Annotated in this window: 17 protein-coding genes and 1 CRISPR repeat array (1 of these 18 running past the window's edge); of the genes, 6 read left to right on the top strand and 11 right to left on the bottom strand. The window is 49.2% G+C overall.

Annotated features, from left to right (window positions below; genetic code table 11):
• A CRISPR array of direct repeats spans window positions 1-1,066; the repeat unit is 37 nt; unit sequence GTTCCAAAGAGCCTGAATCCCTTCCAGGGATTGAAAC; it reaches 13,581 nt to the left of the window's first position.
• Window positions 1,067-1,217: 151 nt separating this feature from the next.
• Window positions 1,218-2,177, top strand: coding sequence for a CHAD domain-containing protein (locus C7B65_RS09075; protein ID WP_073070724.1), 960 nt, complete (start codon window positions 1,218-1,220; stop codon window positions 2,175-2,177).
• Between the two features lie 205 nt (window positions 2,178-2,382).
• On the opposite strand, the gene C7B65_RS09070 is transcribed toward C7B65_RS09075, so the two are convergent.
• The 3 genes from C7B65_RS09070 to C7B65_RS09060 form a co-directional block, all read right to left on the bottom strand.
• Complete coding sequence (locus tag C7B65_RS09070; protein WP_317615809.1) at window positions 2,383-2,982, bottom strand: phycobiliprotein lyase; 600 nt, start codon at window positions 2,980-2,982, stop codon at window positions 2,383-2,385.
• A gap of 200 nt (window positions 2,983-3,182) precedes the next feature.
• Entirely contained in the window at window positions 3,183-3,800 is a 618-nt protein-coding gene (locus C7B65_RS09065; RefSeq protein WP_073070726.1) for a hypothetical protein, read from the bottom strand.
• 89 nt (window positions 3,801-3,889) lie between these two features.
• Window positions 3,890-4,153 carry a hypothetical protein gene (locus C7B65_RS09060; protein ID WP_073070727.1) on the bottom strand — a complete coding sequence of 88 codons (264 nt, stop codon included), beginning with the start codon at window positions 4,151-4,153 and terminating at the stop codon, window positions 3,890-3,892.
• Window positions 4,154-4,536: 383 nt separating this feature from the next.
• Between C7B65_RS09060 and C7B65_RS09055 the strand changes: the two genes are divergently transcribed.
• Window positions 4,537-6,312, top strand: coding sequence for an ABC transporter ATP-binding protein (locus C7B65_RS09055; protein WP_073070728.1), 1,776 nt, complete (start codon window positions 4,537-4,539; stop codon window positions 6,310-6,312).
• Between the two features lie 38 nt (window positions 6,313-6,350).
• Here the strand turns inward: C7B65_RS09055 and C7B65_RS09050 are convergent, their stop codons facing one another.
• From C7B65_RS09050 to C7B65_RS09040, 3 genes are all read right to left on the bottom strand, one after another.
• Window positions 6,351-6,719, bottom strand: coding sequence for a DUF2237 family protein (locus C7B65_RS09050; RefSeq protein ID WP_073070729.1), 369 nt, complete (start codon window positions 6,717-6,719; stop codon window positions 6,351-6,353).
• A gap of 481 nt (window positions 6,720-7,200) precedes the next feature.
• Window positions 7,201-8,418, bottom strand: coding sequence for a geranylgeranyl reductase family protein (locus C7B65_RS09045; RefSeq protein WP_073070730.1), 1,218 nt, complete (start codon window positions 8,416-8,418; stop codon window positions 7,201-7,203).
• Window positions 8,419-8,640: 222 nt separating this feature from the next.
• On the bottom strand, window positions 8,641-8,871 hold the full coding sequence (locus tag C7B65_RS09040; RefSeq protein ID WP_073070731.1) for a hypothetical protein: 231 nt from the start codon (window positions 8,869-8,871) through the stop codon (window positions 8,641-8,643).
• A 352-nt stretch (window positions 8,872-9,223) separates the two neighbouring features.
• Here C7B65_RS09040 and C7B65_RS09035 point away from each other — a divergent pair, with 352 nt between their 5' ends.
• Both C7B65_RS09035 and C7B65_RS09030 read left to right on the top strand, forming a co-directional pair.
• Window positions 9,224-9,703, top strand: a complete 480-nt coding sequence (locus C7B65_RS09035) for an MgtC/SapB family protein (RefSeq protein ID WP_073070732.1) — start codon at window positions 9,224-9,226, stop codon at window positions 9,701-9,703.
• Between the two features lie 125 nt (window positions 9,704-9,828).
• Window positions 9,829-11,508 carry an ArnT family glycosyltransferase gene (locus tag C7B65_RS09030; protein ID WP_073070733.1) on the top strand — a complete coding sequence of 560 codons (1,680 nt, stop codon included), beginning with the start codon at window positions 9,829-9,831 and terminating at the stop codon, window positions 11,506-11,508.
• Here C7B65_RS09030 and lspA read toward each other — a convergent pair whose 3' ends face one another.
• Window positions 11,509-11,985 (bottom strand): signal peptidase II, encoded by a 477-nt coding sequence (gene lspA, locus C7B65_RS09025; RefSeq protein ID WP_073070734.1) that lies wholly within the window; start codon window positions 11,983-11,985, stop codon window positions 11,509-11,511.
• Between the two features lie 19 nt (window positions 11,986-12,004).
• Window positions 12,005-12,634 (bottom strand): biotin transporter BioY, encoded by a 630-nt coding sequence (locus tag C7B65_RS09020; RefSeq protein ID WP_083582821.1) that lies wholly within the window; start codon window positions 12,632-12,634, stop codon window positions 12,005-12,007.
• 116 nt (window positions 12,635-12,750) lie between these two features.
• On the opposite strand from C7B65_RS09020, the gene bioB reads away from it, so the two are divergent.
• A complete protein-coding gene (gene bioB, locus C7B65_RS09015) occupies window positions 12,751-13,692 on the top strand; it encodes a biotin synthase BioB (protein WP_073070736.1) in 942 nt (313 codons plus the stop codon).
• Here bioB and C7B65_RS09010 read toward each other — a convergent pair.
• Genes C7B65_RS09010 through rlmD form a run of 3 tightly spaced genes read right to left on the bottom strand, consistent with a single transcriptional unit; the run spans window position 13,689 to window position 16,820 of the window.
• Window positions 13,689-14,264, bottom strand: a complete 576-nt coding sequence (locus C7B65_RS09010) for a Uma2 family endonuclease (protein ID WP_073070737.1) — start codon at window positions 14,262-14,264, stop codon at window positions 13,689-13,691. The two genes, bioB and C7B65_RS09010, sit on opposite strands and share 4 nt — an antisense overlap.
• A gap of 38 nt (window positions 14,265-14,302) precedes the next feature.
• A complete protein-coding gene (gene lpxD, locus C7B65_RS09005; protein ID WP_073070738.1) occupies window positions 14,303-15,349 on the bottom strand; it encodes a UDP-3-O-(3-hydroxymyristoyl)glucosamine N-acyltransferase in 1,047 nt (348 codons plus the stop codon).
• A 40-nt stretch (window positions 15,350-15,389) separates the two neighbouring features.
• Window positions 15,390-16,820, bottom strand: a complete 1,431-nt coding sequence (rlmD, locus tag C7B65_RS09000; protein ID WP_244913186.1) for a 23S rRNA (uracil(1939)-C(5))-methyltransferase RlmD — start codon at window positions 16,818-16,820, stop codon at window positions 15,390-15,392.
• A gap of 507 nt (window positions 16,821-17,327) precedes the next feature.
• On the opposite strand from rlmD, the gene C7B65_RS08995 reads away from it, so the two are divergent.
• Window positions 17,328-21,875: a GAF domain-containing protein gene (locus C7B65_RS08995; protein WP_073070739.1), complete on the top strand. Its 4,548-nt coding sequence runs from the start codon at window positions 17,328-17,330 to the stop codon at window positions 21,873-21,875.
• Window positions 21,876-22,175: the final 300 nt, after the last annotated feature.

The following is a 22,175-nucleotide window of genomic DNA, read 5'->3' as shown; positions in this document are numbered from 1 at the left end:
AAAGTTCCAAAGAGCCTGAATCCCTTCCAGGGATTGAAACAGAAATGAAACTAAAGGCTCTACCTATCACGTTGATTGTTCCAAAGAGCCTGAATCCCTTCCAGGGATTGAAACCAATCTGAGCTAGAGAAGATGTCGAAAGCTGCGAGTGGTTCCAAAGAGCCTGAATCCCTTCCAGGGATTGAAACACGATCTCCGGGGGTAGAACTGCCCATGAGCTTAAGTTCCAAAGAGCCTGAATCCCTTCCAGGGATTGAAACGCAGTGCAAGCTGGATCGATCGGAGACTTCCTTGAAGTTCCAAAGAGCCTGAATCCCTTCCAGGGATTGAAACAACCCCATTGCGCGAAGAAAAGGCATTCGATGTTTGGGTTCCAAAGAGCCTGAATCCCTTCCAGGGATTGAAACTGCCATTATTACAACCACATTTCACCTCAATTTTAGGTTCCAAAGAGCCTGAATCCCTTCCAGGGATTGAAACCAAGCGCTGGCAACGGTGCAGCAGCTAGGACATCCCGGTTCCAAAGAGCCTGAATCCCTTCCAGGGATTGAAACTGGGTGTGACTTCGAGAAAGCAACGATCGAGCTTGAGTTCCAAAGAGCCTGAATCCCTTCCAGGGATTGAAACGAACTCATCGATAAAGCACAATCGAAGGGCCGCAAGGTTCCAAAGAGCCTGAATCCCTTCCAGGGATTGAAACCCAAGTAGTAGCCAAATTTGTGCAACTCAAGCCGTGTTCCAAAGAGCCTGAATCCCTTCCAGGGATTGAAACGCATTATTCAGTCGGCGCTGATCATCGTGGCTCAGTTCCAAAGAGCCTGAATCCCTTCCAGGGATTGAAACGGTTTTGGGCATCAGAACTGATACCCTCGATCGCGATTGCTCGTTCCAAAGAGCCTGAATCCCTTCCAGGGATTGAAACCGAGTCGCTGCTCTGCCTGTACACGGTAGATATTCGTTCCAAAGAGCCTGAATCTCTTCCAGGGATTGAAACAGAGTAGATGCTTGAGTACTTGGGATTAGACATTAGTTCCAAAGAGCCTGAATCCCTTCCAGGGATTGAAACTCGTCTAATCGCAGTGCCCACAGTCAGGAATCACCGCTCCTTTAGGACGGTGAGGATGTCAAGAAACCTCTATCAGCGGAACGAGGAAAAGCTTCAGAAGCTGTGGCACTGTGAGTAATAGGTGCTGTGTCACGAATTCTTTTTATAAAGTATGTATACCGAAGAAAAAAAAGTTACTCAACTCGCTACTCTAGATAGCTTTGCTTACTCTGCGATCGAGAAACATTTTAAGAAATCAATCAAACACGAGTCAGACGTTCTCGACGACAAAGATCCCGAATTGCTGCATCAGATGCGAGTGGGGTTGCGTCGTCTGCGAACTGCCGTAGACGTTTTTGACTTTGCGGTAGACTTGCCGAAGCCAATTAGCGATCGTACCATCAGCAAAATTGCTCACTCACTGGGTGCGGTCAGAGATCTCGACGTGCTAACCGCAGAACTCAACAGTCAGCAACAAAGCAGTTTGCCGATCGCAGAGCAAAATCGACTAGAAACGCTGCTTAAGAAAATGAACAAACAGCGCAAACGAGATTTTGCTCATCTCCAGCAAACCCTCAAGGGATCAGACTACGATGCCCTCAAAGATGCCCTTAAAGGTTGGTTAAAAAAGCCTCACTATCAGTCGATCGCTCAATTGCCAATACAAGAAGTGTTGCCAGATTTATTGCTGCCGCTCATCAGTGAAACATTGCTGCATCCCGCCTGGTTAGTGAATGCGAACTTTGAAAATGGAGCGGCGATCGTTCATTCTATTCATCCAGAAATGCTTGATGACTTTATCAAACAGCATGGCCCTACTCTGCATGACCTCCGCAAACAGATGAAGCGGGTTCGTTATCAAACAGAGTTGTTTGTTGACTTCTATGACTCAGCTTACGCCGAGCAAATTGAGGACTTTAAAGCCATCCAAGAAGTGTTGGGGCAGATTCAAGACAGGGCTGTGCTTCAAGGTTATTTAGGATCTCAGATCAAGGAATCAGTTCAAGATGTGTATCCTACTCTGTCAAAACAGCTTGACCAAAAAGTTGCTGATGCACTGCGAACTTGGCAGACCTTACAGCAGCGCTATCTAGATCCAGAATTTCGGAAGAAGTTGCGATCGCTTATATGAAGTTCATTGAAATGGACTAAAACTTTGACTCAGTGTTCTTCAGAGCACTTTCGCTATTAGCCAGGAAATTCATTTCCCGGTGGGCTGAACCAAAGCGATATGACACAAAATATTAGACATACTCTTAAAATCATCGAAAAATAGGAGCCTCAAAATTAGCAGCGCCAGCAGTTGCTAACCTCAAGACTCCTCAAAACCAGTCAGATTACCAGCCGAAGTTAGATGAGAAAGCTCTCGAATCAGTGACATCTTTGACAGGTTGGGAATCTGATCGATCGCTTTGTGCCTCCTCTCGAATTCGCGTCTCCGTGCAGAATGAGGCAGTGCTAAAGCCGCCAAACCGTTTAACCGTTCCACTCCGAATTCTCACATCTGGGCTGGCAAACCAGAAGTGTTCTTTAGAACTCATCGTTTCATATTCTGTAATCAGCACCAGTCCGTCTTCGTCATCCATCTCATAGCGCCCAATCACGGGCACGATTTCGGCATAGCCAACTTCTCGCAGCAATCTGCCGTTGCGGGGGTTATCTTCGTCGGGCACCAGCACAAACACGGTCGAGCCTTCGTGATTTTCTTCGCTGGAGCGATCCCACGCCATTGTGCCCATCCATTGCACTTGTGCGCCTCCGACCGCCAAGCTGGGGTCAACGTCGTGCAGTTTGCAAATTTCAAGAATTTTAGGATCGTCTACTGACAGCGCTTCAACCGCAATCTCTGACTCGCCGCCTTCCGATCGCTTGAATGCTAGATGGTGAGTGGTGCGCTGCGACAACCACTTGCCAGCACTCAGTTGAAAAAACTCCATAACATTCATCTAAGCTTGACTCCTGAGACTTTCGTGAGTTGAGGTTGGCAAATTAAGCACAAATGACTAGAGAACCCCGTTCTCTCTCACCTGCAAAGACCTCTCTCATGATAAAACGTTTGCTGCTTTGATTTAGTTGAGGCAATCGTGACACTTTAAATAATTGTTCGGGCTTCAGCCGCGATCGATCTGACCCAGCCTCACTTCACCACGACGGTCTGACGACTGAGAAAACGTCCTTCTAGAGACATTTGCACCTGCCACACGCCTACCGCAGAGCGGCGATCGAGTCGATAAAAACAATTGGTTGTCCAGGATGATTTCTCGATCGGTTGAGTTTGGTAGTTACTTTGCTGAACCACTTGCCCAGTTGGATTAATCCAATCACACGTTAAGCCTAAGCGATCGCCGAGGGGCACATCTTTTAAGGTGACTTGATAAAACACCTGAGAATTCTTTTGACGATCAATTTCTCCGATATTGGTCTGACTGTTTTTTGTGAGCGTAACGCGATTTTGAGTGACAGCAATTCGCGCAATTTCTTGTTGATATTGCTGATGAAAAATCATTGCAGCCGCAGTTGCACCGATCAGCGTAGTGGCGATCGCGCTCCCAATCAGCCAGATTCGTTTTTGCTGTCTTGCCAGCGCTTTACGTCGCGTTAGCTGCACAAGGGCATCGTCTAACAAATCATCGGGCAAGTTGAGTTCTTGCAAAACCTGTTTGACTTGTAATGACAACTCTTTGTCACGTTGTTTTGATTGCCCAACTTCAGCAACCACTTGCGCTAATTGCGTTTGGGTGATGCGAGTATCCATAGCAGATGCAATATTCGATCTCGATTGCCCCTATTCAATCATGTCTAGTGAAGTTCGTGACAAAAATTTTAGCGCCTCATTTCTTGTGGTTACGACACTTCACAGATCTCATCGGTCTTGAGTAAGATTTCGCCATAGTCAGGAATCCAAGCTAACCAGTGATCATCGGCATATTGGCACAGCAGCCAAGCCTCATCAAAACTAAATGCAGTCGGCGGATTTAATAACTTCACCCACGTGGACGGCGCAAACTTGGGTAATCGCGCCCGTCTTTGAATCTCCCACGCGAAAGAACTCGTCGTCTCGTCTTGAGACGTGAAGGGTGGGATAGAACAGAAGTTAGTTTGAAGCATAAATTAAAATCCTTTAACGCGAGAAGGCAACGCAAGGTTTAGACCAAAAACTGCTGTGCAGAGAAAAGACATTTATATTTTGTCATTCCGTATCTTATGCTACAGTTTTTTGATTTTAAAATCATCTTTTATCTTAGAAGTTTACGAAGTTTTACCTTTCGTTGAACTGAGCGTTCATCTGCAAAGAAGACAGCGGCACGTCGATCGCGTCACATCCAATCGCTGAATAGCGAGATGATTGGGTAGGGGCAATCCCCCCGTGGTTGCCCTCCGTCAGGGGTGGGCAGACCCCTACAGCCATTTCATCCCCGCATTCTGCAACGCCTCCTACCCAATAGAACGAATTGCTATACGATCGAGGCTTCCTTATTTCAGCATCTACTATGTCTGCCGTCGCTGCCTCAAACCCTCTGCAACGCCTGCTGCGCTACAGCCGCCCTCATCGTGCTCAAGTTTGGCAAGCCAGCCTTTGCTCGGTGCTCAACACAATCTTTGACTTGGCACCGCCTTATCTGATCGGCATAGCAGTCGATGTCGTTGTCAAGCGAGAATCATCTTTGATCGCAAGAGTCGGTGTCACCAGCATCATCGGACAATTGGCGGTGTTGTCATTGCTGACCTTCTTAATTTGGGGTCTAGAATCGCTGTTTCAATATGCCTACGATCGGCTTTGGCGAAACCTGGCACAAACCTTGCAGCATGAGTTGCGGCTTGATGCCTATAGCCATTTGCAAGAGTTAGAACTGAGCTTTTTTGAAGAGCAAAGCACCGGAACACTGCTCTCGATTATCAATGACGACATCAACCAGCTAGAGCGATTTCTCGATAGCGGTGCCAATGATATTTTGCAATTTTTCACTACGATCGTGTTAGTCGGCGGCACCTTTTTGGCATTAGCGCCTGGGGTTTCGTGGTTTGCAATGTTACCGATTCCATTCATTGTGTGGGGTTCGATCGCGTTTCAAAAACGTCTCGCCCCTCGTTATGCAGACGTGCGCCAGCAAGCCAGTTTAATTAACAGCCGATTAGCTAACAATTTGTCAGGCATTGCCACAATCAAAAGTTTTACGGCTGAAGATTATGAACGCGATCGGGTTGCGGCTGAGAGTGAAGCTTATCGTCGCAGCAATCGTCGAGCCATTGCGTTAAGCGCTGCGTTTATTCCTTTGATTCGCATTCTTATTTTAGTTGGCTTTACTGCCACCCTTTTTTTAGGTGGCATCGAAGTGGCAAACGGACGGCTCTCAGTTGGCACCTACGGATTTATGGTGTTCATCATTCAGCGATTGCTGTGGCCCTTTACTAGTTTAGGGAAAACAATGGATCAATATCAACGGGCGATGGCATCGGTCAATCGGGTGATGAATTTGTTAGATACGCCGATCGCCATCCCCACGGGCGATCGCTCATTGCCAGTTCATCAAGTGCGCGGTGAAGTCAGTCTTGAACACATCACCTTTGCTTACCAAGGTCGCAGTCCTGCGTTAGAGGATTTATCTCTACATATTCCAGCCGGACAAACGATCGGAGTTGTGGGCGCAACGGGGTCAGGAAAAAGTACGCTGGTGAAATTACTGCTGCGATTTTATGAGATTCAGCAGGGGCAAATTTTGCTCGACGGCATTGACATTCGTGAACTGCGACTGCGTGATTTGCGCCGCTGCATCGGCTGGGTGAGTCAGGAAGTGTTTCTCTTTCATGGCACCGTTGCCGACAACATTGCCTATGGAAGTTTTGATGTCATGCGCGAAGAAATTACGCGATCGGCAAAGCTCGCAGAAGCGCACGAATTCATCATTGAGTTGCCCGACGGATACGACACGATTATTGGCGAACGGGGTCAAAAATTATCGGGTGGGCAACGACAGCGACTTGCGATCGCCCGTGCCCTCCTCAAAGATCCGCCAATCCTAATTTTGGATGAAGCCACATCTGCGGTCGATAACGAAACCGAAGCCGCCATTCAGCGATCGCTGGAATACATTACTCAAGATCGCACCACGATCGCGATCGCTCATCGCTTATCCACAATTCGTCATGCCGATCGTATTTACGTGATGGATCATGGACGCGTGGTTGAGCAAGGCACCCACGAGACGCTGCTTAACCACGATGGAATTTATGCGGCGCTGTGGCGACTGCAATCGGGCGTTAAATAGGGGCACGGCATGGCATAGGGACACGGCATGCGATGTCCCTACAGATTGATTGCGTGTTCCTGCAATACCTCTAGCGCAACCACGTTGAGAGCCGCCTCGTGAGTGGCAGACAGCACGATCGGAGGCGCAACCCCAGAGTCGAGTGCCTCCTTCCAGCGAGAAACACACAGACACCAGCGATCGCCTGGCTTTAAACCCGGAAACTCAAACATTGGCATGGGTGTGCTCAAGTCGTTACCCTCAGATTTTGTGTAAGCGAGAAATGCTTCAGTCACTTGGGCGCAGACGACGTGCGTTCCGACATCTTGCGCCCCGGTTTCACAGCAACCATCGCGAAAAAAACCAGTCATCGGAGACGTACTGCATGTCTCCAAGGTTTTACCTAATACATTCTTCGCGTCTGTCATCACAGAGACTCCTAATTTTTAGACTCTTTTTGCAGAATGATTCAACTCAGTCAATTCAGCAGAACCCCATCAGAATAAAGCCTTCTGCATACAGTAACTCAACTATTATTGGATGATTTTGTAAATAATCAAAAGCCCCAAGTGCTCAGGAACTTAGGGCTTTATTCATGCTAGACGCGTTCTTTTAGAGAGGAGAGTTTAACAACAACCTGACGCATTTGCTATTGACTAAAACTTAGCAGTCTCTCATCTCAAATGAGCCAGTCTTAAGGCTTGGTAACATCTCACTCTATAGTAGGAAAGTAGACGAAAACCTTTCAACCGAGTGCGCCTTGAGAGAGACGGAATTCGATACGATCGCCGCGATCGTGCGGGTGAAAATGCTTGTCCATTCAACTTTTTTGACTGGGATTTTCTCGATCGTCATCAAGACAACTAAAACGTAGCCCGAACAATGTGCAGTTTTATTTAATTCACGATCCTAAGAATTGAAGGCTAGGAAAAAAGTTGCGCCCACCGATCGCTTTAATTTTCGCATCGCTCGACCCGCCATATCCGTAAATAATAGATCTCCATAAAGAAGCTGGGTTGCCATCCGAGTGGCTCTTTCAGATTTAACGCCATATTTATAGCAAGCGCCCGTCCATTGATAAAAGACTTGGGCAAGCGTCAAGGCGGCATCAAAGTTGGCGGCAAATTCAGCGTGAATGCGATCGGTGTATTGGTCCGCTGCCTCATCTACTAAACATTGAGCGGCGATTGTGCCACTTTTAACCGCATGCAGAATGCCATCTCCAAATAGAGGATTGATCAATCCGGCGGCATCTCCCACTAATAAAATTCGTCCTTCATGAAGCGGTTCTTTGCCATTCCACGTCGGCAAGGGGTGAGCGTGAAAGCGGGCTTGGTCGCGATCGATCTGCAATCCCATCGCTTCGACATATTGAAAAATGGTTTGCTGCAAGTCTGCTCGTAGGGTGCGAGTGTTGCGGGCATCTTTACGATCGGGTCGAAACACTCCTGCACCAATATTCAGGTGATCGGCTTTAGGAAAAATCCAGGCATAGCCGCGCTTGATGGCTCCATATTCTAAATGAGCTACATCAGGACGCAATTCAGCATGACCGTCGCCCCACTGGTGAGGATGCTCAATTTCCATCGCTAAGGCGATCGCGCGATTTTGCCGCAGTCGAGTTGATTTGACCGTTACCCCATTGGCTCCATCGGCCCCAATCACATATTTAGCTTTGGCGACAAAGTGACTGCCTGTTTTGATGGCTTGAGCCGAGACTTTGATGCCGTCTGACTCGACTTCGAGCGATCGGACTGCCAGCCCATCTCGCAATTCTGCGCCCGATTTCACAGCTCGCTGGGCAAGGGCATTGTCAAAAATCGATCGCTGCACCATCCACAATAAAAGCTGTCGATCAACACCCGGCGGATTGATGGGTGCGAGATAAGCATCATCAAAATTCCAGGTGTGGCGCATGTGAGTGACTTGAGATTCGACAAACGCCTCTGGTGCCAAATCTCGCAAGCTATTTTGCATCACCATCGGCATGCCACCTCCACAGGTCTTATGACGAGGCAGAAATTGCTTTTCTAGCAAGGCAACTTTTAGCCCCGCTTTTGCGGCTTCTGCGGCTGCCATTGTTCCAGCGGGCCCGGCACCACACACCACAAGATCGTAATTCAACATAGTCTTGGCTTGACAGCTAAAGGGTCGATCTTTAGCCTAGTACACAAAGGAGGCGTTGCTGAATAGGGAGGATTTGGTAGGGGCAATCCCCCCGTGGTTGCCCTCCGTCAGGGGTAGGCACGGGAGCGCTACCCCTACAGCCATTTCATCCCGTTGTTCTGCAATGGCCACAAAGGAAACCTTTCTCGATCGGGGCCAGTGGATTGGACGGTTAGAAATTTTCTATCGCGGAATGACTACGATCGCCGCTTTCTGTTTTGAAGATGACTCTTGAGAGCGATCTTCAATTTTTGACGCTAGATCCGGCATCTCTTGCCAGCAGTGAGAACAAAACCAGTAGATTTCTCCATGCCGAACATGACGCAGCAGTTTTCCTGCACAACAAGGACATTTAGGCATGACTTTTAACTCACTTTTAATCAAAAACGAATGGAAAACAAACAAGATTGCCATAAATCAGCCCTCCTCGATCACATTAAATCTGGAGGGGGATCATTATCATCAGCAGGTCTACCCATTTTCTAGAGTAGTATCCCTACTCTATTGATTAAGTTTATTTTCGCCTTTGCAATGAGTTAAACGCGAGACATCTTATGGTTGGATTAAGAATAGAGAAAAATCTCGGAATTTAGCTTGAATCGCTTGCTAAGATTAGAAAGTTTTTAATGAAAATGTTGTTTTGCATACCATATTTATTCTTAATTATGTCTTCAGAATGATGTGGTTAAAAATGCCTTGAAGCAAACCCCAAAAAATTGCCTGTTCATCTCTAGGTGTATTTGCCCAAACTAAGTTGAAATAATTGATGGAGTCTTATTCGATTTCCCCCAACAACTGGGTCGGAATTATCTTGCGATTGAGTTTAGCGCTGGTGGTCGGCGGCGCGATCGGGTGGAACCGTCAACAACGACACAAAGCAGCTGGGCTAAGAACTCACATGCTAGTTAGCCTCGGAGCCGCACTGTTTGTCATGATTCCTTTACAGAGCAGTGCTCATTCAGGTGATGCGGTCAGTCGTGCCATTCAAGGAGTCGCCACTGGAGTTGGCTTTTTAGGAGCCGGAGAAATCTTGCATTTGTCGCGTCCCACTTCTGCCAACCCTAAAGTCAAAGGACTCACCTCTGCCGCCTCTATCTGGGTCACTGCTGCGTTAGGAATCATTTCAGGCTGTGGCTGGTGGCAACTCGCTGTCTCAGGAACCATGATGGCTTTAATTACTCTCGGATTAGTGAAAATGTTAGAGAACCATTCATTCATCCACCACAGTGAAGAGGAAAATGAATAAGACCTTTGGCTGCAAGCCGCTAATCTTCGATCGATGACTTATGATTGGGAACATGAAAAATTCTCCTTTTAACAAGAGCGGACTTAGAAGAGATCTGACATCGCCCTGCATAGTGAAAGGCTGAAATGGGTCAAGAAATTTCTGCGAGTCGTCGGTTTGGGATGGAAAACCCTCGCTTTGAAGCCTGGGTCGATCGCGGCTGGCTTCTAGGATTATTCGTTGCAGCAGTGGTGCTATTGGGTATAAATCTCGGAGACTTACCGCTCAGAGATTGGGATGAAGGCATCGTCGCTCAGGTGGCCCGTGAAATGTGGCGATCGCCCTTTCCCTCTTCAACCTGGCTCTATCCCAAAGAGTTGACCGGAACGCCCTATTTTAACAAGCCGCCTCTAATGCACTGGTTAGTAGCACTCACCTACTCGATCGCAGGCGTGAGCGAACTGACCACTCGCCTACCAGGCGCGATGCTGACGGCATTTTCGGTGCCGATGATGTATTGGCTCGGAAGAGAAGTTTTTTTCCAACGCACGGCAGCGATTTTTTCGGCGTTGGTCTACCTCACCTGGCTGCCCGTCGCGCGACAGGGACGGCTGGCAATGCTCGATGGAGCCGTGCTGTGTTTCTTTTTGCTGATGATGGCGTGTTTGCTGCGATCGCGGCGAGATTTACGCTGGGGTTTAGGCGTAGGGATCGGCGTGGGGCTGATCTGCCTCACCAAAGGCATTTTAGGGCTTTTGCTTGGCGCGATCGGGCTGCTGTTTCTGATCTGGGATACGCCTCGCCTGTTGACCAGCCGCTATCTCTGGCTCGGCATTGCGATCGGAGCGGTTCCGATCGGGCTATGGTATGGCGCTCAGTGGTCGCACTATCACCAGCAGTTTATTGATGCCCATTTGCTCAATCAATCCCTAGTGCGAGTTTGGGGAACGGTCGGCAATAATAACGGCCCGGTTTGGTATTATCTGTGGGAAATTCTGAAATTTGGCTTTCCGTGGCTGCTGTTTTTGCCCCAGGGGTTACGCCTCGCCTGGGAAAATCGGGGCTTAAGCTGGGCGCGTCTAGCACTCGTCTGGAGCGGTGTTTATCTGCTCGTCATTTCGGCAATGCAGACTAAGTTACCCTGGTACGCCTTGCCCATTTATCCTGCTTTGTCGCTGATGGTGGGCGCTCAACTGAGTCGCATGTGGAACCCTTTGAAGATGGGAATTCGGCAACAGCGCCCGATCGTTCATGCTCGTATCTGGTTCGCAGTGTTTGCGGTGTTTGCATTTGTGGCATGGGGCTTAAGTGCCTACTTCACCTTTTTTGCCCCTCAGCAAGACCTTCAGCTTGTTTCCTCCACATTGGCGCTCACCGTCACTGTCACCGCAATTTTAATTCTTCGGCAAGACACTCAGTTTATCTCGGTGCTGATCTGGGGCACTTATCTGACTTTGATGGTGCTAATGATGTCGAGTCATTGGGTCTGGGAGTTAGCCGAATCCTACCCGGTGAAACCTGTGGCGGATATGATTCAACGTTATACGCCTCGCGGTCAGACGATTTACACGTCTTATCCCTATCACCGTCCCTCGCTAAATTTTTATAGCGATCGGGCAGTCGTTCCTGCCTCTGAAGCAGAGTTGCAGCAGCGATGGAAGACTGACCCTCACCCTTACCAACTGTTGAGATCTTCGGCGTTGGGCTACTTGCCTACTAAACAGACTCAACTGCTAGAGATGCAAGAAGGATGGATTTTGGTGACTCGCAATTCGCACTTTAAGCCGATGGTAAGTGCCAGTCGCCACAAAAGCAGGAAATCTTGATCACTTGGCTGAAGTCCGATCGCTGCCATCCGGTGCTTTGCGAAAAGCGGCAACCAGCAGACAAAAAATGCCCACGTTGATAAAAGCATCTGCCAGATTAAACACCGCGAAGTTAATCAGCCGCACATCTATAAAATCGACGACGTGACCCAGCACAAAGCGATCGATGCCATTCCCCAGTGCCCCACTTAAAATAAACCCGTAGCCCAACTGCTCCCACCGCTCAAATCGAGGGCCAAACCACGCCAGGGCCATCAGTCCCACGCTAACGGCAAGTGACAGCCATCGCAGCCACACGCTGCCCTGAAAGAGGCTAAACGCGGCTCCCTGGTTGATCACATAAGTGATGTGAAAAACGCCTGGCAGCAGCGGAATCGTTTGACCCAGCGTCATTGTCTTCACAACCCAGAGTTTTGTAAAGCGATCGAGGATCAGACCTACGATCGCAGCCAGCCAGAAAAAACGATTTTTGAACATTCAGGAGAGGGATCGAGGACTAATAAAACATTAAACGACGCATTGCAAACGCCAGCACCGTCACAGCACACACGACCGCAAATTGTCCGGGTAGAGGAGTGAGAGAATAGGTTTTCAGAGCATCCCACAATGATAAAGCCTCTGCATCAGCCCACTTCAGCCCATAGGACAAAAATAAGTAGAAGATTCCAGTTAGATGAATGACTAACAGCCCGCAGAAACAGCTAAAGGCTAGAGATTCTAGACGAGGAGGCGTTTTGAATGCGAGATATCCACACAGCCATGCGCCGGGAATGAAGCCCAGCAAATAGCCAAAGCTAGGCTTGCTAAAATAGTGAATTCCGCCGCCGTCGCTAAAGATTTCAAACCCGGCCAACCCCAGCAATAGATAAGCAATTTGGGAAATGACCGCCGCGTTTTTTCCGCCCAGACAGCCGACTAGCAGCACGGCTCCGATCTGGTAACTCACGCCCAAAAAGTGGAGGGGAACCGTTTGGGGTGTCCAAGTCCACGGCGCATCGGCGATCGAAGCCTTGAGCAGTGTGCCTCCGATCGTCAACAATAGGCCAGTCAACGCCCACAGCATATCGGTGAGCGTAATCGTGGGTCGGGTGGTAGTCAGTCGTGAGGAAGAAGTTGACCGCGGCATAGTGATTGAAATTGTATCACTGGGTTAGAGATCAAAATTTTTGCATTCTCTAGACGCTGACAGACTGCTAATCTAAATAGCTAGGAGTTTTGAATCTTCCCTGACGTTTGAATGCTATGTTGACCTCTTCGATCGCGCCCATCGCCAAAATTTATCATCAGCCTCTGCCCGATCTGCTGTTTGAGGCGCAGCGAGTGCATCGAGAGCATCACGATCCGCGGGCGGTGCAGATGTGTACGCTTAGTAGTATCAAAACGGGAGCTTGTCCAGAAGATTGCGGCTACTGTTCTCAGAGCGTGCATCACCAAACGGATTTGAAACCAGAACCGCTGATGGATCTTGAAAGCGTGGTGGCTGAAGCTCAGGTCGCAAAAGCAGCCGGATCAACGCGCTTTTGTATGGGAGCGGCTTGGCGAGAAGTGCGAGACGGTGCCCAGTTCGATCGCGTCCTTGATATGGTACGTCAGGTTGCCGCGCTGGATCTCGAAGTCTGCTGCACGTTAGGAATGCTCAAACCTCATCAGGCAAAACAACTCAAAGAAGCAGGACTGACTGCCTATAATCACAATCTCGACACGTCACCCAGCTATTACGAGAAAATTATCACGACTCGCACTTATCAAGATCGACTGGAAACGATTCGTGCCGTTAGTGAAGCCGGAATCTCGGTCTGCTGTGGCGGCATTGTCGGACTTGGTGAATCGGTTCAAGATCGGTTAGATTTGCTCGAAGCGCTGTCAAACTTGAATCCTCCACCTGAATCGGTGCCGATCAATTGCTTGGTTCCCGTGGCAGGAACTCCGCTTGAAAATGCGCCTGCGATCGACGCGATCGAGCTTGTCCGCATGGTTGCCACCACTCGAATTCTGTTTCCAAAGGCAATGGTGCGACTGTCAGCCGGGCGACTAGAGATGAGCGACGAACTGCAAGCGCTGTGCTTTTTAGCGGGTGCAAATTCGATCTTTACAGGTGCGGTGCTGCTGACCACGCCAAACCCGGAGCGATCGCAGGATGAACGACTGCTCGATCGTTTAGGAATGGTGCCCAAACCGCTTTAATCGCTAAAAAGATTCAGCTTTAAGACAAATTCAGGTAGGGTATCTTCGCCTGACAAGTCACTAGGGAGATTCAAGACTTCAACGGGGCGACGGAACCGATAAATTTCCACTCGCTGATCTTGAGGATTGATCAGCCAACCTAACTGCACACCATTGTCTAAATACTCTTGCATCTTGTCTTGCAGGTCTTGCAGATCGTCGGTTGCGGATCGGAGTTCAATCACAAAATCGGGCGCGATCGCCGGAAACTTGCGGCGCTGAATCGGTGTTAAAGCGTCCCATCTTTGGCGCTGAATCCAGGCGGCATCGGGCGATCGATTCGCTCCATTGGGGAGTTTAAAAACAGTGGAAGAACTAAAGACAATCCCAAGATTTGTATGACGATTCCAGATGCCCAGATCAGTGATGAAGTCAGCTTCTCGTCTGCCGCTTTCTCCGCCTACAGGTGGCATGACGATCAGTTCTCCTGTTTGAGTGCGTTCAAATCGAAAGTTTTGATTGCGGCGACATAATTCATAAAACTGGTCATCTGTCAGGTTAACTGTGTCTAGATTTAAGGTCAAAGCATTCATGATTTTTCCTGCTTTAGTCTGATGAGAATCTAGATCATTTAATCGATGCCTAAGTGCTTTTTGATTTGCTTAATCGAGAGATACATCTCATATAAGCGGTGATACATTGCAGAAGCTTTGAGATAAACTTTATGCTCGACGGCAGGATATCCTGAAACGGTTTGTCCGGCGGGGACATCTTTGTGAACGCCCGCCTTGGCAGACGCAACTGAGCCATCGCCCATTTTGGCGTTATTGGCAACGCCGACCTGCCCCGCGAGAATAACGCGATTGCCGATTTGAGTGCCGCCTGCAATGCCGCAACCCGACGCAAACGCACAGGCTTCACCGACTTTTACGCCATGCCCGATTTGCACGAGATTATCGATTTTGGTGTTGCGACCGATGCGAGTCTCACCCACAGCAGGACGATCGATCGCAGAATTACAGCCCACTTCAACCCCATCTTCTAGCACGGTGTAGCCAGATTGCTCCATCTTGAGCCAGCCCTCGCGAGTCGGCACAAACCCAAACCCTTCAGAACCGATGACTGCACCGCAGTGAATCACGCAATCAGCCCCGATGTGAGTGCGTTCTTGAATCGAGCAATTCGCATGAAGGACAGTCCGATCGCCAATCTGCACGTCAGGATAAATCACAACATTGGGATGGATGACGACACCCGCGCCAATTTTTGCCCCAGTTTGGATGACGACATTCGCCCCGATCGCGACGTTTTCGCCAATCTCAGCGCTGGGATCGATCACTGCCGTGTGATGAATCACAGGCGCGGGTTTAAACGGATGATAGTAGAGCGCGATCGTTTGAGCAAAGGCGAGTCGTGGATGACGAACCGACACCCAGGCAATGCCACGAGCCTCGGCTTTTGCCTGCAAGTCTTCGTTAGATGGAAGAATTAAGGCACTAGCGGCAGTCGATCCGATCAACACTGCAAACTTGTTGCTTTCTGCATAGCTGATTGTGTTAGGAGTCGCTTCGTCGATCGCGGCAACCCCTGCGATTTCAGGATCGCTATCTGAGTGAGTGGTCAAACTGTGAGCCACGATCGAGGAACCAAGTTTCTCAATAATTTCGCTAAACTTCATCGCAAATGCAGTTAAGATTGACGACCATTTACCCTACACCCTACACCGTATCCCCCGCACGTCTCAAGAAAGCGGCACATTCGACGTGGGCAGTTTGGGGAAAGAAGTCAGCAGGCTGCACACGCTGAAGCTCATATTCGCCCTCAGCGCAAAATAGCTTGAGGTCACGAGCCAGGGTCGCCGGGTTGCAGCTCACGTAAACAATGCGCTCAGGTTTCATGTGTCGAAGCGTCTCGATCACAGAGCCATCACAGCCCTTGCGAGGCGGATCTAACAGCACGATATCGGGTTTCATCTCTAGCGCGGGCAGACCTGTTTCAACGGTTCCGGTGAGAAAGATGACGTTTTCGATGTGATTGAGTTCGGCGTTGATTTTGGCTTGCTCGACGGCTTCGGGCTGGACTTCTAACCCGATGGCGGTCTTGACTTTTTGAGCGATCGGCAGCGTCAGCGTCCCAATTCCGCTATAGGCATCGACAAAGGTCTCGGTGCCTTGCAGATCCAACTCATCCAAAATCACCTGCATCAGGGCTTCGGCTTGCTCGGTGTGAACTTGAAAGAACGTATCGGGGAGAATTTGGAACGTCAAACCCAAAAAGCGCTCGTGTAAGTGAGGTTGACCCGCAATGCAGCGAGTTTCTTTGCCAAAGATGCCATTGGTTTTGGCACCATTCACGTTGAGAGAAACCCCGACTAGATCGGGATAGCGATCGAGCCAGTCTTGAGCCTGATCATTCAACCCAACCAGGTTTGCATCTTTGCACACGAGGGTAAGCAGCATTTCTCCAGTGCGTCGTCCGATTCTCAAACTAAGGTGACGCACTTTACCACGATGAAGTTTCTCGTCATAGATGCCCCAGCCGCGTTTTTGAATGTCTAGTTTGACTTCTGCCAATAGCGGATTCAATCGCTGATCTTGAATCGGACATTGATTGAGGTTGATGAGTTGATGACTGCCTTTTTGATAATATCCGGCTTGCACCTGCCCAGTAGCAGAGCGAGTGATGGGGTAAGTCACCTTGTTTCGATAAGCCAAAGGCTCGGCAACATTTAAAACAGGATTGACGTTCAGATCTCTGAAACCGCCGATTCGCTCTAACGCTTGGACAATTTGATTGCGTTTTGCCTCAAGCTGATAGTCATAATCGACGTGCTGCCACTGACAGCCGCCACACTTATCGGCAACAATGCAACTCGGTCTAATGCGGTGAGGAGAGCGGGTTAAAAGCTCGTGAACCTTGCCATTGGCGTAAGTGGGCTTGGTGCGGATCAGACGAACGATCGCGCGATCGCCCGTGACAGTATCAGGAACGAAAACGACGCGCTCTCCGAATCGACCCACGCCATCGCCGCCCTCTGTAATGTCGGTAATGTCAACTTCGACCAGTTCTCCTTGCCGCCATAGGTCAATCACAGGCTCAGTTGGGGTAGATTCTGATTCAAAAGGCAGTTGTAAGTCGGAGATGGTCACAGAGAATATTCCTGGTCTGATATAAACAGATCCCTATTCTCGCTTTTCTAATCGACATATGACCGAACTCGCTGAAGTCTTGCAATTTATCGCAACGATCGAGCAAAAAATCTGGGCAAGTCTGCTTAGGATCGTGGATTAAATAACCTGTAAAAGTCCTCTGATTTGTCATCGCCGAGACTTTTGCCCCCTAAATCCCCCACGAGTGAGGGACTTTGAAGCCAGAGTCTTAGCTCAAAGTCCCCCAGAATGGGGGATTTAGGGGGCTGAAGCCGACCCAAACGCAGCGACAAAGATTGGTGTACACCGTAGCTCCTTAGGGAGATGGCGAGAAGTTACACCTTAATAAATCCACGTTCCTTACGAAATTGCAAATATTGGCGTTGCCTGATGGTGCTCTGAATTGAGGCTAAATTGTGTTGTTTTATCTTAAGCAAACGCTTTCTGTCAAATACTAGTGATACGCTATTATGTTCGGAAATAACACCCGTATTTTGGAGGCTTGTAGTGTCTATAGACTCGGCATCCTCTTTCCTTCAAACAGAAATAATTCTAGAGAAAATCGCGGAAATCACTCTCCACATTCAACAGGGTCGGGAACTAGAGGACATTTTACAGTGGACGATCGCTGATGCCAGGGCACTTCTGCAAACCGATCGCGTTCTCATTTCTCGCTTCCTAGAAAACCAGGATGCGGTCGTTGCCTTTGAGTCTGTCGGTGCAGATTGGACACCGATTCTCGGACAACTCATCTATGACCCCTGCTTTAGTGCAACTTGGGTCGAATACAAGCAAGGGCAGACTACCACCCTCTCAGACACTCACAGCGGGACGATCGACCCTGGCTATGTCCAACTTCTGAAAGGGTTACAGGTGCAAGCCAACCTGGTGGTGCCGATTTTCAACCAGGGCACCTTGTGGGGTTTATTGATTGCCCATCACTGTCGCAGCCCGCGTGCGTGGCAACCCTTAGAGGTGCAGTTATTGCAGCACATCGCTCTGCAACTAGGGGTTGCCACTCAACAGGCAGAACTGCGCCAACGCCAGCAATATTTAGAAAGCCAGCTTGAGCAGCACACGGTTGACCGCCAACAATCTACGATCGCTTTAACAGATCCAAACGGTGATATTTCTGGCTTTATTGGTACAGTTGCCGACCTCAACGATCGTCAGCGAAAAGAAGACCTGATCCAAGATATTGCTCAAGGCGTTTCAGCAAAAACTGGCGAGGCATTCTTCCATTCGCTGGTGCAATATCTGACTCGCTTATTGGGCATGGATCAAGCCTTTGTGTTTGAATTAATTACGCCTGAAACCAAGCGAGTTAAGATCATTGCTGGGTTAAGTGATGACCAGGTTCTAGATGGGTTGGAGTGTCCCTTGGTAGGCACCCCCTGCGAACAGGTGTTTGAGCAGGGCTTTTGTATTTATCCTAACAACGTTCAGCAACTCTTCCCAGAAGCTTTGGCATTGAAGGCTTTGGGAGGAGAGAGCTATGTGGGCATTCCCCTGGTGAGTTCGTCTGGAGCGGTCATTGGCTCGATTTGCGTGATCAGTAACCAGGCGATCGCCAACGTCCAGTTTATTCAAGAAGTCTTGACAATTTTTGCCGTGCGAGCCGCCTCCGAGCTAGAACGTCGGCAATCAGAAGCCATACTTCGTCGCTATGAGCGGATTGTTTCCGCCACCCCCGATATGGTGTCGCTGATCGATCGTAACTATCTCTACCAAGTCGTTAACCAGAGCTACCTAACCTGGAATCAGAAAACCTACGATCAAATTGTTGGACATTCTGTCAGCGATTTATTGGGGCAAGAACTTTTTGAGACTGTTCAGCCCTTAATGGATCGCTGCCTTGCAGGAGAACTTCAGCAAATCTTGGAGACATGGCAGAACTATCCAGATGGACAGCGACGCTATATCAGAGCCACCTATTCCCCCTACCTAGAACTAGACGGCACAATCTCCGGTGTGGTGGTCAACGTCCACGATCTAACCGACCTAAAACTTGTTGAAGAAGCCCTGCGGGAGAGCGAAGAGCGGTTTCGTCAAATGGCGACTAGCATCCATGAAGTGTTTTGGCTAACGGACATCAATTCCACCCAAACTATTTATGTCAGTCCAATTTATGAGGAGATCTGGGGACGCAGTTGTGCCAGTCTTTATGAGCAACCTAGATCGTTTCTAGAACCTATTCACCCAGACGATCGCGCCCACGTTTTAGACACCCTTGAGCAGCGGCCACAAACTGGCTTTAACCACGAATATCGCTTAGTTCGCCCTGATGGAACGATTCGCTGGATCTGGGAGCGGGCTTTTCCAGTAGCAGATACTACAGGACATCCTTACCGTTTGGTCGGGGTTTCCCAAGATATTACCGATCGCAAAGCCGTCGAAACTGCATTAAAGGAGTCGCAACAGCACTACCAAAACCTAATAGAAAATTCTCCCGATATCATTGAACGGTTTGATCCTCAACTCCGGCATCTTTTCGTCAGTTCAGCCCTCACCAAACTGACTGGAATCGCAACCGAGTCCTTTATAGGCAAGACCTGCCGTGATTTAGGCATGGATGCGGCCATGGTCAACACTTGGGAAGCAGCAGCCGGGTCTCTGCTGTCCACAGGTCAAAAGCAAATCATCGAATTTGAATTGCCGACGCTTAACGGGTTGCGCTCTTTTGAGATGGCGATCGCTCCAGAGTTATCAGATCAACAAACGATCGAGTCGATTCTCTGTATCTCTAGAGATGTGACCGATCGCAAAGCGTCTGAAATTGCCCTACGAGAGCAGCAACAGTTTACGGAACAGATCGCCCAATCTACCCTGGCAATTCTTTATGTATACGACCTAATTGAGCAGCGTAATATCTATACCAATCAACAGGTTGAAAAGGTTTTAGGGTATTCTCCAGAGGAGATTCAGGCCATGGGCGATGCGCTCTTTTCGCTGCTGGCTCATCCAGACGACCTGCCTAGAATGATGGCAGGTCAGCAGCGTCTTTTGACGGTTCAGAATGACGAATTTGTAGAAACGGAATACCGGATGCGGCACAAGACTGGAAGCTATCGCTGGTTGCTCAGTCGCGATCGCATCTTTAACCGCACTGCCGAGGGGTTGCCAACGCAGTCGTTGGGTGTTGCCACTGACATCACAATCCTCAAAGAAACTCAGGTTGCCCTGTATCAACAAGCAGAGCGTCAACGGTTGCTGATGGCGGTTGCTCAACGGATTCGTCAAACGTTAGATCTACACGACATTCTCGGTACCACAGTGACCGAAGTTCGGCAGTTCTTGCAGACAGATCGGGTGGTGATCTATCGGTTTGAACCCGACGGGAGCGGCATCGTCATTGCAGAATCGGTGACAGAGGGCTGGCGATCGATCTTGGGAATGCAAATTACCGCTTCCTATTTTGTGGAAATCCAAGGACAACTCTACGAGCAAGACAGAGTTAAGGCAACCGATGATATTTACACCGCTAATCTAGATCCTTACCCGGTGTCACTGTTAGAGCAAATGCAGGTGCGGGCAAGACTGATGATGCCAATTCTACAAGACAATCAACTGTGGGGGTTGTTAGTTGCCCAGCACTGCCGATCGCCCCGACAGTGGGAAGCCTCAGAAATTGAACTGCAACAACAACTGGCAACCCAGATTGCGATCGCCATTCAACAAGCCGCTCTCTACCAACAGTCGCAACAAGAACTCGCAGAACGCCAACGGGCAGAAACCGCTCTACAACAGCTCAACCAAGAACTAGAACAACGAGTGCAAGAGCGCACTCAATCCCTGCACCAACGGGCAGAACAGGAGCGGTTGCTGCGCTTGATCATTCAAAATATTCACCGCTCTCTCGATCTAGAGGAAACCCTCGCTGCCGTACTCAGCGAAACCCGCCAGACCCTCAGAGCAGATCGGGTCGCGGTTTATCAGCTTAACCCTGATTGGAGCGGCAGTTTTGTGGCAGAGTCGGTCGGTGCAGGGTGGGTGCCTTTAGTGCTGCCGGGCATCCAAAAAGTTTGGCAAGATACCTACTTGCACGATACTCAGGGCGGACGCTATCAGAATAACGAAACCCTTGCAGTTAATGATATTTATACGATCGGGCATCACCCGTGCCACATTGATCTGTTAGAACAGTTTCAAGCAAGAGCCTATGTGCTCGCCCCCATTTTTCTAGACGATCAGCTTTGGGGGTTACTTGCCGTCTATCAAAACAGCAGTCCTCGTGAGTGGCAAGGTTGGGAGATTAGTCTGATCCGACAGATTGGCATCCAAACCGCGATCGCCCTGCGCCAATCCTATTTATATCAGGCTGCCCAAGCACAGGTGAAAGAACTAGAGCGCCTCAGTCAACTTAAAGATGACTTCCTGAGCACCGTCTCCCACGAACTGCGATCGCCGATGTCTAGCGTTAAGATGGCAACCCAAATGTTGGAAATTACTTTGCAAGATTTGGGCGTATTGGATGATGAATCCAACGCTATCAACCGCTATTTCAAAATTCTGGAAGAAGAAGGACAACGCGAGGTCAATTTAATCAACGATCTGCTGGATCTGGCGCGACTTGATGCCGGGACAGATCCGCTCAATCTCACTACTATTGCGCTCCAGTTTTACATTCCTCACCTGGCAGAGTCATTTGTCGAACGCACCCACCAACAACAGCAGCAATTAGCCATCCAAATTCCTGACGATCTGCCAGACTTCATAACCGATTTGCCCTACCTCGGACGCATTTTGACCGAACTCCTGCACAATGCCTGTAAATATACCCCCCCCGGAGAAACCATCACGGTGTCTGTTCAACTTGCCGCCTCAGCTCTAGAGATTTGTGTCAGCAACGCGGGTGTCGAAATTCCGGCCGCAGAATGCGATCGTATCTTCGACAAGTTCTACCGCATTCCTAACAGTGATCCCTGGAAACATGGTGGCACAGGGCTGGGGTTAGCTCTGGTGAAAAAGCTCACCGAACGATTGGGCGGTCACATCCACGTTGAAAGTGACTGTGGACAAACGACCTTTATTCTAGAGTTCGGGTTGTTCACATAATGTCTATGCTCGATCGTCAAGAGTTGATTGATTAGGAACGTGGATTTATTGGCGTTGCTGAATGGTGACATGAATTGCAAGATTCACCCTCTCCTTTTGGGCTACTGTGTGTACACAAATTGCTTTAAGTTCGGATGGCTGGGGTTTGCCCCCTAAATCCCCCATTCTGGGGGACTTTGACCCCAGACTTTCAGTTTCAAAGTCCCCCAATTTTGGGGGATTTAGGGGGCAGAAGCCGCTCATAACGAAGCGAAAGGACTGATGTCTACACGGTAGTCTTTTGAGAGGGAACAAGAATTC

Origin of the sequence: Phormidesmis priestleyi ULC007, assembly GCF_003003695.1 — a bacterium.
Classification (GTDB): Bacteria; Cyanobacteriota; Cyanobacteriia; order Leptolyngbyales; family Leptolyngbyaceae; genus Phormidesmis_A; species Phormidesmis_A priestleyi_A.
Note: the sequence above shows the minus strand (reverse complement) of the source record. Positions and strands in the feature narration are given on the sequence as shown.

Excerpts from the sequence above, each read along its gene's own strand:
- C7B65_RS09075 (WP_073070724.1), top strand. The coding sequence starts at position 1,218 with ATGTATACCGAAGAAAAAAAAGTTACTCAACTCGCTACTCTAGATAGC.
- C7B65_RS09070 (WP_317615809.1), bottom strand. The coding sequence starts at position 2,982 with ATGGAGTTTTTTCAACTGAGTGCTGGCAAGTGGTTGTCGCAGCGCACC.
- C7B65_RS09065 (WP_073070726.1), bottom strand. The coding sequence starts at position 3,800 with ATGGATACTCGCATCACCCAAACGCAATTAGCGCAAGTGGTTGCTGAA.
- C7B65_RS09060 (WP_073070727.1), bottom strand. The coding sequence starts at position 4,153 with ATGCTTCAAACTAACTTCTGTTCTATCCCACCCTTCACGTCTCAAGAC.
- C7B65_RS09055 (WP_073070728.1), top strand. The coding sequence starts at position 4,537 with ATGTCTGCCGTCGCTGCCTCAAACCCTCTGCAACGCCTGCTGCGCTAC.
- C7B65_RS09050 (WP_073070729.1), bottom strand. The coding sequence starts at position 6,719 with ATGACAGACGCGAAGAATGTATTAGGTAAAACCTTGGAGACATGCAGT.
- C7B65_RS09045 (WP_073070730.1), bottom strand. The coding sequence starts at position 8,418 with ATGTTGAATTACGATCTTGTGGTGTGTGGTGCCGGGCCCGCTGGAACA.
- C7B65_RS09040 (WP_073070731.1), bottom strand. The coding sequence starts at position 8,871 with ATGGCAATCTTGTTTGTTTTCCATTCGTTTTTGATTAAAAGTGAGTTA.
- C7B65_RS09035 (WP_073070732.1), top strand. The coding sequence starts at position 9,224 with ATGGAGTCTTATTCGATTTCCCCCAACAACTGGGTCGGAATTATCTTG.
- C7B65_RS09030 (WP_073070733.1), top strand. The coding sequence starts at position 9,829 with ATGGGTCAAGAAATTTCTGCGAGTCGTCGGTTTGGGATGGAAAACCCT.
- lspA (WP_073070734.1), bottom strand. The coding sequence starts at position 11,985 with ATGTTCAAAAATCGTTTTTTCTGGCTGGCTGCGATCGTAGGTCTGATC.
- C7B65_RS09020 (WP_083582821.1), bottom strand. The coding sequence starts at position 12,634 with ATGCCGCGGTCAACTTCTTCCTCACGACTGACTACCACCCGACCCACG.
- bioB (WP_073070736.1), top strand. The coding sequence starts at position 12,751 with ATGTTGACCTCTTCGATCGCGCCCATCGCCAAAATTTATCATCAGCCT.
- C7B65_RS09010 (WP_073070737.1), bottom strand. The coding sequence starts at position 14,264 with ATGAATGCTTTGACCTTAAATCTAGACACAGTTAACCTGACAGATGAC.
- lpxD (WP_073070738.1), bottom strand. The coding sequence starts at position 15,349 with ATGAAGTTTAGCGAAATTATTGAGAAACTTGGTTCCTCGATCGTGGCT.